This window comes from Arenibacter flavimaris (genome assembly GCF_030291335.1).
GTDB lineage: Bacteria > Bacteroidota > Bacteroidia > Flavobacteriales > Flavobacteriaceae > Arenibacter.
In genome coordinates this window covers 1-14783 of sequence record NZ_JASWIM010000031.1, presented here as the reverse complement: position 1 = coordinate 14783, position 14783 = coordinate 1, and the positions used below count along the sequence as shown (strand labels likewise).

Annotated in this window: 10 protein-coding genes and 1 pseudogene; 4 read left to right on the top strand and 7 right to left on the bottom strand. The window is 33.5% G+C overall.

Going from position 1 to position 14783, the window contains the following annotated elements; all coding sequences use genetic code 11:
• Nucleotides 1-11: 11 nt before the first annotated feature.
• Both QSE00_RS19330 and QSE00_RS19325 read left to right on the top strand, forming a co-directional pair.
• Nucleotides 12-1646, top strand: coding sequence for a recombinase family protein (locus tag QSE00_RS19330; protein WP_286107137.1), 1635 nt, complete (start codon nucleotides 12-14; stop codon nucleotides 1644-1646).
• Nucleotides 1646-3061 carry a hypothetical protein gene (locus QSE00_RS19325; RefSeq protein ID WP_286107136.1) on the top strand — a complete coding sequence of 472 codons (1416 nt, stop codon included), beginning with the start codon at nucleotides 1646-1648 and terminating at the stop codon, nucleotides 3059-3061. Before QSE00_RS19330 ends, QSE00_RS19325 begins: the two co-directional genes overlap by 1 nt.
• 1618 nt (nucleotides 3062-4679) lie before the next feature.
• On the opposite strand, the gene QSE00_RS19320 is transcribed toward QSE00_RS19325, so the two are convergent.
• From QSE00_RS19320 to QSE00_RS19295, 6 genes are all read right to left on the bottom strand, one after another.
• On the bottom strand, nucleotides 4680-5333 hold the full coding sequence (locus QSE00_RS19320; protein ID WP_286107135.1) for a hypothetical protein: 654 nt from the start codon (nucleotides 5331-5333) through the stop codon (nucleotides 4680-4682).
• Between the two features lie 514 nt (nucleotides 5334-5847).
• Nucleotides 5848-6444, bottom strand: coding sequence for a recombinase family protein (locus QSE00_RS19315; RefSeq protein WP_286107134.1), 597 nt, complete (start codon nucleotides 6442-6444; stop codon nucleotides 5848-5850).
• Between the two features lie 177 nt (nucleotides 6445-6621).
• The gene (locus tag QSE00_RS19310) at nucleotides 6622-7071 is read right to left on the bottom strand and encodes a PIN domain-containing protein (protein WP_286107133.1); all 450 of its coding nucleotides are present in this window, start codon (nucleotides 7069-7071) and stop codon (nucleotides 6622-6624) included.
• A complete protein-coding gene (locus QSE00_RS19305; RefSeq protein ID WP_286107132.1) occupies nucleotides 7068-7358 on the bottom strand; it encodes a hypothetical protein in 291 nt (96 codons plus the stop codon). Before QSE00_RS19305 ends, QSE00_RS19310 begins: the two co-directional genes overlap by 4 nt.
• A gap of 76 nt (nucleotides 7359-7434) precedes the next feature.
• On the bottom strand, nucleotides 7435-8829 hold the full coding sequence (locus QSE00_RS19300; protein WP_286107130.1) for a hypothetical protein: 1395 nt from the start codon (nucleotides 8827-8829) through the stop codon (nucleotides 7435-7437).
• Between the two features lie 4 nt (nucleotides 8830-8833).
• On the bottom strand, nucleotides 8834-10126 hold the full coding sequence (locus QSE00_RS19295) for a hypothetical protein (protein ID WP_286107129.1): 1293 nt from the start codon (nucleotides 10124-10126) through the stop codon (nucleotides 8834-8836).
• Nucleotides 10127-10500: 374 nt separating this feature from the next.
• Here QSE00_RS19295 and QSE00_RS19290 point away from each other — a divergent pair.
• Nucleotides 10501-11196: pseudogene (locus QSE00_RS19290) on the top strand (YifB family Mg chelatase-like AAA ATPase); the annotation flags it as partial.
• A gap of 196 nt (nucleotides 11197-11392) precedes the next feature.
• The gene (locus QSE00_RS19285; protein ID WP_286107128.1) at nucleotides 11393-13126 is read left to right on the top strand and encodes a recombinase family protein; all 1734 of its coding nucleotides are present in this window, start codon (nucleotides 11393-11395) and stop codon (nucleotides 13124-13126) included.
• An 861-nt stretch (nucleotides 13127-13987) separates the two neighbouring features.
• Here the strand turns inward: QSE00_RS19285 and QSE00_RS19280 are convergent.
• Nucleotides 13988-14161, bottom strand: a complete 174-nt coding sequence (locus QSE00_RS19280; protein ID WP_286107127.1) for a hypothetical protein — start codon at nucleotides 14159-14161, stop codon at nucleotides 13988-13990.
• Nucleotides 14162-14783 lie beyond the last annotated feature (622 nt).

Here is a 14783-nt window from a genome sequence, read left to right as displayed (position 1 = left end):
ATTATTTTAATATGCTAGGTATATATTGCAGAATCTCAAGAGATAAAGAGGAAGGTAAAGACCGCTCTATTAATGACCAAAAGCAACTAGGAATCGAAACCGCCAATTCTATAGGCTTACCATTCAAGGTATATGTTGATGAAGGGTTTTCAGGAACTCTCGAGAACATAAACGATAGACCTGCTTTTTCGGGTTTAATAGAAGATATTCAACAAGGTTTAATAAACTCAGTATACGTTTATGACCAATCCAGATTGGAAAGGAATCCTCAGGTCAGATTTGTCATAAAAAAAATATTTAAGGATAATGATATCAGGCTCTTCACAAATTCAGGTGAACAGGATTTAAATGATGACGAGAATGACATGATGGGGGATATAATTTCCATAATGAACCAATATTATGTCAAGGTTACGAAGCAAAAGATTAAGTCTGTTCTTCAAAGGAATGCTAAAGATGGTAAAGCACACTCTAGCATTTATCCCTATGGATATACCAAAGATGACAAAGGGTATTTAGTAATTGATGAAGAGGAAGCCGAAATAGTTAAGAGGATTTATAATGATAGCTTAAGCGGTATAGGTACTAATAAAATAGCCGAGACATTATCTGCGGAAAATGTTCCGACACGCTATAACAAAATTGGCACAGGAACACTCAAAACTAAGAATAGATACACTGGCGAAATTACTACAACCAATAAATCTGATATAAAATGGTCGGGAAATAGTGTTCGGGGAATAATTAAAAATACAATTTATAAAGGGGTTCGAAAATTTGGAGGTAATGATTATGAAAGTCCAATTATAATTGAGCCATCATATTGGAAAAAGGTTAACGACAACTTCAAAAAGAATAGAAATAATTCTGGCAAAAAAGTATCACACAAATACTTGTTAAAGGAATTTTTAGAGTGTGGAGTTTGCGGAAGAAATATGTATGGCAGGACAAGGGTTAACAAAAAAGACCATTATTACATGTGTAGTTCCAAGCGATATAAGGAACTTAACTGTGGTAACAGGTCTATTAATATTGATTTAGCAGAGGGCTTTGTTTGGGGAATTTTATTGTCCGATTTTGACACTAAAAACGAAATACTAAATGAATCAAAAGGTGAATCAAATCAAAAATTGATTCAACTAGAAGAAGAACGAAGTCAATTTGAAAAGGAGTCTAGCAATATTGACATTAAAATTAAGAGAGCAACAAGATTAATTCTTGAAGGCAAAATAGATGAAAAGCACCTGATACAAGAAATCAATAATTTGGAATCCGTGAAAAGAGATATTGAAATTAAGTTGACAAATACTGTTGAGGAAATAAAATTTGAAGTCGAAGGAGCCAAGTTAAAAGAAAGTTTCAGCGCTGACCTTAACAAAATAAGAGATAACACTCCTTTTAACAAACGTCAAGAAATGATTAGGAAATATATTTCCAGAATCAAAGTTTATTATAACGCTGAGGTGCAGTACTATTATCTTATAATTAAGTTTAAGATGAGTGGAATGAAAGAAATGTATCCCTTGCAAGCAGATGCCGCCACCTTGAAAAAGAAGGCAAAGGGTGACGCATCAATAACCTTGTCGTTAAAGAGACTTAAGAGAATGACGGAAATCGGTGATGAATTAATGCAGCAATTAAAATAATGAAAGACTATATTGTATTAACTCCTCAGGAGTTGGACATAGATAAAATATTAAGCGACAATTCCACCTCGTTGGACAACGAATACACTTTGGACAACGAATATTTAAAGTATTTAATTAGTTATATACTAAGCAAGCTTGCTTTCTACATTGAAAACTTTGAGAGAAATAAAGGAGATAAATACGTCCCATTAGCACAACATCATATTCCCATTCACTCTAAAAAAGATGTTTTAGTCCGACCGGACAAACATAAGAAACATGTTGAATTTTTAACTTCTGATTTTGAAGAAATAACCTATCGACTAAGCAGGACTAAAACCAAACAGAAGCTCATAAGCATGCTTTACAGAAAGGATTATGAAGTAGGTAAGGTTGCGTATTCATATAGAATCAATCCTCGCTATAAAGGGCAGAAATTGAGTCTTAATTATATCCATAACCACAAGCTGATACAGAAAATCCGAGAACATAACTCCGTAATTCCTTCAATAATTACGAGCGGGAAGTACAGGTTTTTAGGAAAGTATTTTGACAGCAGTTCTCTAAAAATAAATGTTGATGAAGCAGTCCTACTTAGTAATGCACGATTTAGCAGTCACAAGGATTATGGAAAGTATCTAAATGAAATGTTTCAAATTATAGATTTAAGCAATGGTGTTTATAGGTTCTATAATAAAGATGAAACAGATGCAAGACTACATACTAACATTTCAAGGTTACCTAAAGTTTATAGACAGTACTTAACATATAACAATAACCATTTAGTAGAAGTTGACTTATCTAATTCAATTATATACTTCTTAAGTATGTTAACTAGTAATAGAGTTAATAATTCTGTTCTTAATAAGTTTCCCTTCCTACTAATGTTTTACAAAACTCTTGAAACCCTTGATACAAGGGAAACAGACCTGCTTAAGGAGTTGTCTACTAATGGTAAATTTTACGACTACTTTATACCTAGTTTTGAGGACAGATACACGTCTGATGATTTAACAACTATGTTTGAACAAGAAAATGATGGCGATTACAACGGTCATTTTGACCAGAAGAGAAAGGTTGCAAAAAGGCAGATTCTGGCAATGATATTTGCTGCGTCAGATGCCTATAAGGTTGAGCAAGATATATTCTTCTTTGTATTCCCTGATTTACTGAACACAATTAATGCATTCAAAGATAAACACGACTATGAAAAACTATCACATACCTTATTGCAACTAGAATCGCACTATATGCTTGATGTAGTAGCCAGAGAGTTCAACCGTGTCAATGCCAAGAAAGCACCTATTTTTACCTTACACGACTGCTTAATAACTACTCAAGACTATAGCACCGAGTTGACCAACACAATGAGAAGAGTGTTCGAACAAGAGTTTCTAATTGCTCCGAAAATGGAGTCCAAGAACTGGAAATAAAGTAAGAGTTATATGAGTAATCTTTGTGGTTTAAATTGCTGCCTTCAATGTTATTAGTGGTTATGATTTAGAGCCGTAAAAAAAAAATCATAAAATTTTTTGGAGTAGGCGAGGGTTCAGGGTCTATATAGCTATACCCAATACAACTTTCAAAGGAAAAGTCGATTGTTTTAAAAGGGTGGGGTTGTAGATTTCTGAATTGTTGCTTCAGGTTTTGAACTTTTTTTTATTTAGTTAATGAAGGAGAGCGCTGTTAGGTTACCTCAATTGGTAATTTTTCGTTGCATACTTAAACATATGTTTAGGGACAGACTAGAAAATAGTATCGAGTAGTTTGAAGCCTTTAAAATTGGGTTTATTGAGTAATGGTACTAGATTGCCAACCCACTTGACAACGGGTTTTTTATATAACTCAATTAGATTTATCTATATGTATCTCCATTTAATATCAAGCAATATTTAACACAACGATACGCTACAGATTTTCCTCTCATTTGCGGCCTATTTTAAGACCACCTGAACCTGTGAAAAAGTCTTATCATTTAAGACCGAATTAAAACTGAGAGAAGTGTTCCCATTCTGTCAATAGGAAATTATTTCTATAACAAAAAGGAAAGCAATCTAAATTTGATTGTTGATAAAGTGGGCTTATATAAAAAGATTATATATAAAAACAGTATTGACCGATGTGAACAACTTTTATGCTTATAAGCAAAAAAATTATTATATAGTATATATATTTGTTGCATATATATAAAATTTATTATACACACGATATAGATACGTTATATAAATATTTTATTTATTTATCAGCAGTAAAAAATAAAAGAGGACTAAAGCACCCTATTTACATTATCATTTTTAAGTAATTCATCATCTCCTTAAAAATGTCAGCAGCTTGTCGAGAAGCTGCATAGTAAAAGGTGTAGTCCCCTTCCATAAGAATGCACCTATATGGTGCATTTTCTGTTTGTAAATATACAGCAAAATACATGGGTCATCGAGCCTAATAAAGCGTTTTAAGTACAAAGTTTTTAACAGGAAATGTTGAAATGTGGGTTCGCAAGTGATGTTCATTACCTTTATAGAACATTTTGACTTTCAAAATGTTAGCTATGCAGCCTGTTTCAAAAATATAAACCAAAAAGTATATAATAACATACTATTTGGTTTAATGCTATTTCAAATGTTTATAAAGAATTGTTAAAGACTTGAACAACAGCTATTAAAGATGTATTTGAGGTGTTGAAAGGTATGCTTGTATATATGTCTGAGTATCCCATTTAACACATTAAACCAATATTAAGCCATACTAGTCGCATATGTAACAAAGTATGCAATAAACGCAACATACGCTCTAAATTTGGTTCAAGGATGTTTTATATTGTCGATATCCCCTGCTTTTTTATTCTTGACCTCGTAGCTTTAATCCATGAAAGTACCAGAGGAGTATATAGAGCTATTACCGTAGAATTACGATACGGACAGAATAGAATTTGTGAGGTTAGGCAGCTTTGCCCAATTGCTTTCAGAAGGTGTATTGATAGGGTATATAATGTTAGGAGATAACCCAGTATTTAAACCCAAGGGAAAGTACAAGGGGTAAAAGTTCTAAGGATTATATTTTTGACTTTGTTGGGGGTGTTGCATCTTCTAGAACCCTTATCAACATATCGGCTTTTAACAGCTCTTCCCTTAAGCTATCTCGTTCCTTTTTATAGCCATTTTCAAGCTGTTCCAGCTTGTTTTGAATGGAATCAATCTTAGGGTTCAACTGCTCTTCTGTAACGTTGTTAGAATTGCTAGAAATTGACCAGACGAGAGCAACTAGCGCTACAATTACACCAAAACCAGAAATTCCTATAGGTATCCAATGGGTTTTTATTTTTTGCTTAGAAAGTTCATTATTCAATTGAAGGTTTTCGAATTGTAATTTCTGCAACTCCTTTTCCTCTGAATCTATTTTTTTTCTTTCTGATGCATCTTTGATATTATGAAAGGCTTCACCTAAGGAATAATTTAGAAATGAATTATTTACAACAAAATTTTCTGTAACATCGTTTGGCTTAACCAAAATAATGTCTTTCTTTTCTTCAATATCAATTAGGTACTTATCATGATTCACAATTTCATATATTAGTTTCTTAACTCCAACTGCCCCTATTTTGCCAAAGAATAATTTTTTCGAAATAGTCGTGTTGTCCGCTCCTTTTGGTTGAGTAATAAGAAACTTTAATATCTTATCTTTTGCCTTCGCTTTATTTATACCCATATTCAATAATATTTAGATTTCATCTGCCATATAAGTTTATAAAAGGAAATAAATATAGGGAATTTAACAGTCTGACTAGCTGTAGTTTTAAGGGTGTTCTTAACCCACGGCTTTAAAGGTTTAATAAAAATGTGGTTTATTATAATAAAGTAGGTATGGCTTAGTTTTATAAGTATGATATTACGGATAAACAAGATTTATGATAAATACATGTTCCATATATGGTACGGTATTGGACTGGTTTTATCATTTATGATATTTGTTTTTCCTTATTTTTTTGACCAAACATTAATTGAGGACAAGGGAATTATCGTTCTAATATTGTCCATTATATTATTTCCAATAGTCGCAATCCCAATAGGCTTTTCATGCTGGGCTACGATTTCAATTTATGGAATGATTTTTTATTTTTTCTTCTCTTTTGTTTTAGAAAGGAATTTTATTGGAATAATTTTTTGGGGGTTATTTTATGTTTTACCAATAATTTTGAGTTTTATTGCTGCCATTCTGTTAATTAGTAATTCAACAAGGATTTCTTGACCTTTTGTACAGTACCCAAACTGACATCACAAAGCTTTGCAGTGTTGCGCAAGGAGTGTCCACTGTTGAGGGTTTTAAGCACCTTAGGGTACTTGGCTATTATTTCTTCTTTGGACTCCTTAGAGCCTCTTACACGCCCTTTATACCTGCCTTCTGCCTTAGCAATCTCTATTCCCTCTCTTTGCCTCTCTAGCATGGTTTCTCTTTCCATCTCCGCTATGTTCGCTAACACTGATATGATTAGTTTAAAGGCTTGGTTAGGTTTGCCATCAATCAAAGATTCTATTCCGAGATTATCTACCTTGACAGTAGTTTGGGTTTGTTCTAGCAGGTTCAAAGTAGTCAGGATATCCAGTAGATTTCTGCCTAGTCTATCAATGGCATGAACAGTAATATAATCGATTTTAAGAGCTTCTACGGCATCTAATAATTCTTTGCCCCTTGGTCGTTCTAGGAACGGTATAGAACCACTACAAACGTCTATAAAGACTGCCTCATCTTTATGCTGCTTAATCAATTGTCTCTCTAGTTTCTGGTCGGGTGTGCTAACTCTAATATATCTTGCTTTCATAATACTTGGCTTTAGGTCGGCAAAGTACAAACAATAAATAGATGTACCAAATTTAGGATAGGTATATTTAGCACACTCTTAAGTAATGGAATTGGTGACTCTAGATAATAGCTGATGTATCATGGTTAGACCATAGTCTACATTTGGTACATTATCATATTCAATAAAAATAAAGAGTCAATTAAAAATGGCAGGAATAACATTTTTCTTGTGGTTATATCTTATGATTCTGAAATCAGAAGTAATTAATGGGCATTGCATTGTCATTGCCGCAGCCAAGATTTGTTTGTCGTGGTTATCGAAATTATGGTTCGGCTCTATATCCTTTATACTCATGAAATTCTCGAAAACCTCTCTATCAAAAGGCTGAATTTCCATATTTTCCCTTTCACGTATTCTGAAATAAATCTCAGACTTTATTCTTGCAACATCCTCCTCAGTTCTGAACCATTTCTTAAATATTTCGATAAAAACTGTAGAAGGAAATATCAAATTAATCTCATAAGAATAGAATGCCTTGTCTATAATCGAAAGTGATGCATCAGAAATCGAGACTGTCGAACCATCAAGGTGTCGATGAAAATAGGAAATCAATGCACAAGTATCAACGACATACAATTCTTTCATTTCTCAATTCTGTTTTGTGCAATTAATAATTCTTCTTCTAAGGTTAGACTACTATTGCATTCTGTCTCAAACAATGAATCAATAAATCTTATACTACCCTCTTGAATTTCAAAATGACAATAATTTTCAAGTGTATAGACGTAATTAAGTATAGAGGAGCAATCTATTCCCCTTTTTTCAAACTGTTCTATGATTATAGATAAAAAATGATTCAAGGACAATAATTTTCTGTCCCAAGAAACCGCATCCTGATAAAACTCTTCTAAATACTTTAAATCATCATCCAATGATTTATTATTAAGGCATCTCACAGATATCAGCTCCTTTAATTCAGTAATATTCAAGGTATGATGCAAAATTCAATTATTTATTATTCTTGGATTTCTTAAAAAGGTCTTCAGAGGATTCACTCGAAATATCCTCCTTACTATCTTTAGCCTCATCAATAACTTGTCCAAGTTGGGCATTTACAAATTCTTCATCTATAAGGGAAATTTTTTCCTCAACTGCCCTTTCAATTAACGTGTAGGCTTTTTCAATTATAGAGGAAGCATTCAACTCAGCTCTTTCACTAATAAGTCTAACAGCTTCCTTTGTAAAGGGGTGTAAATTATTGTCAATTTCTTCGGTTCTGTATTCTTCCAAATACTTTTCCAACATAAGAATTGCATGTTCCACTGTAAGATTATCAAACCTTATTGTTTGTCTAGATTCATCGGTCATAGGGCTTCTTCTATTCATCCCTGAAACAGCCCAAGATTCCTCTATTAATCTAGGTACTCCCGCATGTAAAACTAAAATCAAGTTATAAAAACCGATTTTAGCATTTTCTAATATACCATCGAAAAAATTCGTGCGAATCTCAAGTGCAAATTCTTGTTTAAGCTTTTTACTTTGAAAATCAGGTATCCTTTCAAAATCGTCCACAATCAAATATGCCCCGTTAAACCCCGCCGATATGAAAAACAAAACAAGGTCATTAAACAAGAAATCGATTCTATCTTTTCCCTTTTTAAGTACTTCATTATAATACTTTTTAAAATCTGTTTGAGTAGTTATAAATGTTCCATAAAAGGCATTTCTGTCCTTATTTAACGGGAAATCATTTCTTATTCTACTTAAATCCTTGTCTTCATAGTAATGCTTGGTAATTGCTGCAATTTCAATTCCATTATCTTTATACCATTTAATGTCATTGAGTGATGCTATTAAATGAGATTCATCTTCGAAATTATCAGTTCTCACTAATGGATAGAGATGATTAATAGCTTCCAATCTTAAAGATGCCAAGCAATAATCAATTAGCCCTTTATCAATTATCGTTTCAAAAATTAAATCTGTAAAACTATAAAACGTCTTAGTTCTTCCACTTACTTCGGGTGTAATATGTAGCCCAAAACATTTATTTTGCTCATCTGAAATATCAAGACAATATTCCTTATTAATTTCTTCGATCAATTTAAGCGCAAAGGCCGATTTTCCGTTACCACGGCCAACGTAGGAATAATCTAAAATGTAGCCCAATCTTATATGATTTGGGTCACTTTGGGGGACTTTTATAAAATTATTTATTATTTTCTCACGTTCCTTTTCACGGATTCTACTTTCGTAAATACTGCCATTATATCTTATATCGCTATTGTTCTTATTAACGAATGGAGTATTTGGAAAAGGGTTTTCTTTTAGTTTAAGAAATTCATATTTACCCTGTAGATTTTTTTCGACATTGGATTTCGGCTTTCTTAGTAAATTTGACATATACTTACTTTTTGTAGTCTATTGCAATAATATTTTTCTGCTGCTTATTAATAATCACCGGTTCCCTCTTCAGGTACATAGCATTTGTTTCTTGAGGAAGTCTATCGGCTTCCAGTGATATTTGAATTTTGGTCTCTCCTTTTAAACTTTCATTGTAAGTTTCTTGAAGGAATTCATTAAATTTAAATGAGGGTAGTTTGAGTTTATAACATACCTTTTCCCTCAAGTCTGAAATTCTTATAAAATTAGACCTTTTACTATTTTTTAAATCATAATACGCATTATGCAAGGCCTCAATGAATTTATTCTTGTTGTTGCTCCATTTCGGCTCGTGGATAAATAAATATTCCCCATTACTATAGTCATAAGCTTTAACCAAATCGGAGTTTTTATTAACTTCTACTATTATCGATGTAGGATAAACCAGTCTACCATCAAAATTTGGATAAAATTCGGTAGTGTGTACTACGCCCAATTGCTTGCCACGCTCAACCCAAATATTAAAAGTAGTGAAACTAAAAGGATACTTATAAATACTTTTCAAAAAATAGTTTAACCAAAATTTTCTAAATCTGCTAATAATCGAATTGTATTGTTTCGAGTCGAATATATCATCACTGTTCTCCGAAGATAATATCTTATCATCTATCAACTTTGCTATCAATTCAGTTTCTGGTGCCTTTAAGCTTATTTTTAAATCTAAAAATTTATGAATGTCATTTTCGAGAGTTCTCCTAAGCTGATTAGAATATTCTATCAAATGACCATTTGTTTTCATTTCCTTTTTATCAAACCCTAACTTACGTGGTGAATATATGGGAAATATTAAGAGCCCATTCTTGTTTTGATTCTGTCTGTAACATAGTTTTACAAGATGATAAAAAGCTGAATATTGTTTCTCTAAAATCTTTAATAGATTATTGTAAAACATTCTTTTACCATTTTCTGCAAAAACTAAGAACCTTCTACCTTTTTTTGTTAACGTTATGAGGCCATTTTTATCTAGTATTAAACCGCACGCAACAGACTCGTTAATCACTTGCTGTAAAGTATATTTATATCTAGCAACCTGCTTGGCCGATAAATCCTCTCCTTCATCTATTACCAGCTTTTTGTATTTAGATTCTCCTAACCGTTCTTTTTCCTTTAAAGTTTTAAACCTTTGGAAAATTTTTTCAGGGTTATCTGAAACCAAACAACTTTGAAGAAGTATCAAAAAATAATCTAATAAATAGAATTTTTTTACTCCTTGTGGAGCTGATTCTGGTTCATTAAACATACCTGTTGTGGTAGACATCAATTAATAACTTTTTGGCAAAACAATATACAGCTTTTATTTATTTTAATTCCACGTACATTTCACTATTACCAACTTAGTTAATAACTGTAGCCAAGGTAGAACTATTACCTTTTCTAATAGTACTTTTCTCAACTACATTATAAACTTTAGCAACAATCTGCCAACAAAATTCAGCACATTATATATTCGACATACCGAATTACTCACCTGACATATTAGCAATATATATGAAGCCCACAATTGGTTCGGATTTTTATCTAAAAATATTTTTTGAACCGAATCAAAATTAGTTTTAATTATTTTTTCAATAAAATGACGAATAAAATACTGATAATCATTAATATAAATTCAAAATTAAATACTCCACATTATACAGAGTAACAGATGTTGCCCTAGTCGGTGGCGGAGCCTATCCCCAACCAGGGGAAATATCATTGAGCCATAACGGAGTCCTATTCTTGGATGAATTACCCGAATTTAAAAGAGGCGTACTGGAAGTGATGAGACAGCCTTTGGAAGATAGGGAAGTGACCATTTCCAGGGCACGCTTTACCGTAACCTATCCCAGTAGTTTTATGTTGGTGGCCAGTATGAATCCCAGTCCCGGAGGTTATTTTAATGATCCCGACGCTCCTGTGACCTCCTCACCAGCAGAGATGCAGCGCTATTTGAGCAAGATTTCCGGACCCCTGCTGGATCGAATCGATATCCACATTGAAGTAACACCGGTACCATTTGAAAAGTTGTCAGAGGAACGCAAAGGGGAAAGCAGTGTCGAAATCAGGAAGCGGGTTACGGCCGCCAGGGAAATACAGACCCAACGTTTTGCGGAACTGGAAAACGTTCATTACAATGCCCAGATGAACACCAAACAAATTCGGAAATATTGCAAAATGGACGATGCCTCCAAGGAACTGCTAAAAAATGCCATGGAGCGATTAAACCTTTCTGCACGGGCCTACGACAGGATTTTGAAGGTAGCAAGAACAATTTCCGATTTGGAAAATGCCACAGACATCAACGGAAACCACATTGCCGATGCTATACACCCTTATGAGTCATTATGATTAAAGTACTTGCCCGCAGCCAGTTAAGCTTCCTTAAATAAAATATTACGATCCTATGGATCTTCTTTCCTTGTATTGCTACTACTTTAAGATTGACGTATAATTAAAAATTAATATTATTTAGACAAATTACTTAGTAATTATTTGCATTGGGTTTTCGTATATTGCATATTGAATAACTAATTGATTTAAAAGAATGCTCGCAATATATGCTAGGAAGAGCGTGGAGAGGGAAGGCTCCAAGTCTACTAAAGAACAATCTCTCAGAGGTCAAGAACTCGCTAAAGCTCTTAAAATGCCTTTTGAGATTTATACTGATGAAGGTATATCAGGTACAGGGGATATAAACAAGAGGCCAGAATTTTCAAGAATGCTGGATGATATTGAAGATGGAAAAATTACTGTTGTTTATGCATACCATCAGGATCGAATCGAAAGGAATCCACAAACTAGATACTTCTTCAATGATTTGCTCAGGAAGAATGATGTCAAACTTTATACAGATCATGGTGAAATTGATCTTAATAATGACGAACAGGAGATGCTGGGAGACATGATTTCAGTTATGAGCAAATACTATGTCAGGACAACTAAAAGAAGAATCAAGAACTCGGTTAAAAGGAATATTGCAGAAGGTAAAATCCATGGAATACTTGCATATGGATATATGGCGGCCCAAAACAAGATGATGATGATTAATCCTGAAGAGGCTAAGGTTGTTGAACTAATTTTCAAACTGTCCATGGAAGGCAAGGGTTATATTGCCATAGCCAAAGAATTAGATTCAAGAGGTATTCCTACTAGATATGGCACACTTAAAAATGGTGGTATAAAGTCAAAAAGTACATACAAAGTGAAAAATATTCATACTGGTAACGTTGAAGTCAAAGAGAAGGGTTCGGCACCATGGGTACAAGCTACGATCAGAGGTATTCTTTATAATAGATTATACAAAGGAGAGAGATCCCATTTAGACACTATTCATCAAGTGCCTAACCTTGTTATAATTCAACCAGGGGTATGGGATAAAGTAAATAGACAACTCAAAGCTAATGAGAAGCCTCGGGGTAAGGATTCAGACCATAAGTACCTTCTCAATGGAGTGCTAATTTGTGGTAAATGTGGTAAAAGATTAACTGGAAGATATATGAACCGGGGGTATCATAATTACAGATGTGTGGATAAGAGGCAGAAGCAAGGGAATAGATGTTTCAATAGGGATGTTTTAGGTAAGCCATTAGAGAAGATCATATGGAATAGATTATTTATTGAGGGTAGATTACTTGATTCAGTTAAAGAATATTTGAATGAGAACAAGAGCAGTGAAAAGAAGGATATTCTGAATGAAAAATTAAAACACTTTACGGAAGAATTAAGGAAATTAGAAGGCAATAAGAATAATGTACTAGATCTTATATTTAAAGGTGTTTTAAAAGAGTCTCAGATTAAAAGCAGAATAAACCAAGCTGATGTTGATATTGAAGATTGCAAGGTTCAGATTTCACGCATCAAAGATTCTCTAAGGTATGAAAATGAAAAGATTATTAGAGAGGGTGAAGCTGAGAAGGATCTAATTGCTTTAAAAGAAAATATTCCATTTGATACAAAACAAGAAATTATAAGGAAGTATGTCAAGGACATTAATGTGAGGTACATGAATAAGTCTTATAGAGTTTTAGTCATTTATCATTTGAACCTGCTTCCGGAATTATATACTATCGATACGAAGTATAATTTAGCAATTGAAGGTTTTAGTGAAATAGTGATGCCTTTGTCCGAAAAGTATAAGAAGTTGCATGAATTGGACCCTGAATTAACTGGTGATTCCATTAAAAAGAGATTACTTATTGAACAGCTAAAGAATAGGATTGAATTGAATAGTGGAGTTGCTGATCAAACTTGGGGAGATTTAAGAGAATCTTTTCTTTAAATGAGTGAGTGATTGAAATAAATTTGGCAGGAAAAATAGAGTAGGGGGTTAGGTCTTTTGGGAAAGAAGAAGAAAGGATTTAGCTTTTAGGCTTACCTAAGATTCAAACCTACTCCTTTTTTATTCCATTCCAAAATACTTTACTAGTGATATATTTAGCCTAGCAATACCTTTGATAGTTTATTTCCCTAACGGAGCGTAGCGACGTTAGCCACAGTCATTGAAGCATCATAAAAAAATCTTTTACATGGATCAATCAAAACACTATATCAAGTATTTGATGTTGTAATAATATAGAATTTTCAAAATTAAAAATGAAAATCCCTGCAGCTTTCAGCGTGAAGGCTACCAAGGAGCAGTTTTTAGCACAATTTCATTCAAGCAGTGTGTCCTCATGGATGGCAAAGGATAGTAATTTACTGTGAACTCAGCAGCCTTAGTACTTGTGGCACGTCTATCCTAACTTGAACTTATATGTAAAGGGTTTCCTGAATTCAGAACTATCTCTTTAACCCCCTAGTATTCCATGCCCTTTACTTGCTTTCTACAATTAGCTGTGGAAGTTGAACTATTCTAACACTGAGATAGTATTATACCTGTAAATATAAGCATCATTTTCCCCAGAATCAAATGAAGGTATCATACAAAGTGTATGATTTATTAACGGACCACAAGTAAATACAGTAGATATGGAGTACTTTAATAACCCTATTCGTATTTTGGATCGGAAGAAGAAAGATTAAGGATTCTTAGCAGACTACTAAGTTACTTCTTGACAACTCCAAAGCCTTTTCTTTCCTATTCCATACAATTTGACAGGCTGAAATATATCATTGCTTACAGGGGCTTATTCGCTACAGCTTAACCCTTGTACTTTCCTTTGGGTTTGAATACTGGAGTGCCATCTAGCATTATATAACCAATCAAAACACCTTCAACAAGTAATTGTGCAAAGCTGCCCAACCTAACATACTCAATCTTGTCAAGGTCAAAATCTTCTGGCAATAATGCTATGTACTCCTGGGGTATTTTCATGCGGCAAAGGTAATCTATACAAGATTCTTTTGTATATTGTTATATGGATTTTAGTGATTGGGAATGGTGGGAAATTGTCTTAGGCATTATAGCCTTTATAGCACTTTGGGCCGTAGGTATTATGTTGAATAAATGGGCATACCGAAACAGGTGGAGGTAGTCTAACCCTTGTACATCCTTTTAGGCTAATACCCTAGCTTATCACCAATCATGATTTACACTACCAAAAGCATCAACAAGTAACTAGGCAAAGCTACTCAACTCTACAAAATCTATTCTATCTACATTCAACTACTCTAGCATAGAGCTAAATACTCTTCTGATACATTCACATGGCAAAGCCACTGGGGTCAGGATAGAAGAAGCAATGGGTAGCTATAAATAAAACCCCTGCAAAATTATTTGCAAGGGGTTTGGAAATATTTCATAGTGGTCAGTCAGTAGTTACCTCTTCCCCAAACATGGGCTAAAGCTTACTCTTGATGTAATCCTTCAAGAGTTGGCTATTTCGGAGTTATGACGCCACCATTTTCGGTCAAATTGCGCCACTTTGAAAGATCTTACAATTATAAAAAAAATTTAGGTTTATATACTCTTTAAAGTTCCTTTTCTTAATGATTCA

Coding starts and splice junctions, on each gene's coding strand:
- QSE00_RS19330 (WP_286107137.1), top strand. CDS start 12: ATGCTAGGTATATATTGCAGAATCTCAAGAGATAAAGAGGAAGGTAAA.
- QSE00_RS19325 (WP_286107136.1), top strand. CDS start 1,646: ATGAAAGACTATATTGTATTAACTCCTCAGGAGTTGGACATAGATAAA.
- QSE00_RS19320 (WP_286107135.1), bottom strand. CDS start 5,333: ATGGGTATAAATAAAGCGAAGGCAAAAGATAAGATATTAAAGTTTCTT.
- QSE00_RS19315 (WP_286107134.1), bottom strand. CDS start 6,444: ATGAAAGCAAGATATATTAGAGTTAGCACACCCGACCAGAAACTAGAG.
- QSE00_RS19310 (WP_286107133.1), bottom strand. CDS start 7,071: ATGAAAGAATTGTATGTCGTTGATACTTGTGCATTGATTTCCTATTTT.
- QSE00_RS19300 (WP_286107130.1), bottom strand. CDS start 8,829: ATGTCAAATTTACTAAGAAAGCCGAAATCCAATGTCGAAAAAAATCTA.
- QSE00_RS19295 (WP_286107129.1), bottom strand. CDS start 10,126: ATGTCTACCACAACAGGTATGTTTAATGAACCAGAATCAGCTCCACAA.
- QSE00_RS19285 (WP_286107128.1), top strand. CDS start 11,393: ATGCTCGCAATATATGCTAGGAAGAGCGTGGAGAGGGAAGGCTCCAAG.
- QSE00_RS19280 (WP_286107127.1), bottom strand. CDS start 14,161: ATGAAAATACCCCAGGAGTACATAGCATTATTGCCAGAAGATTTTGAC.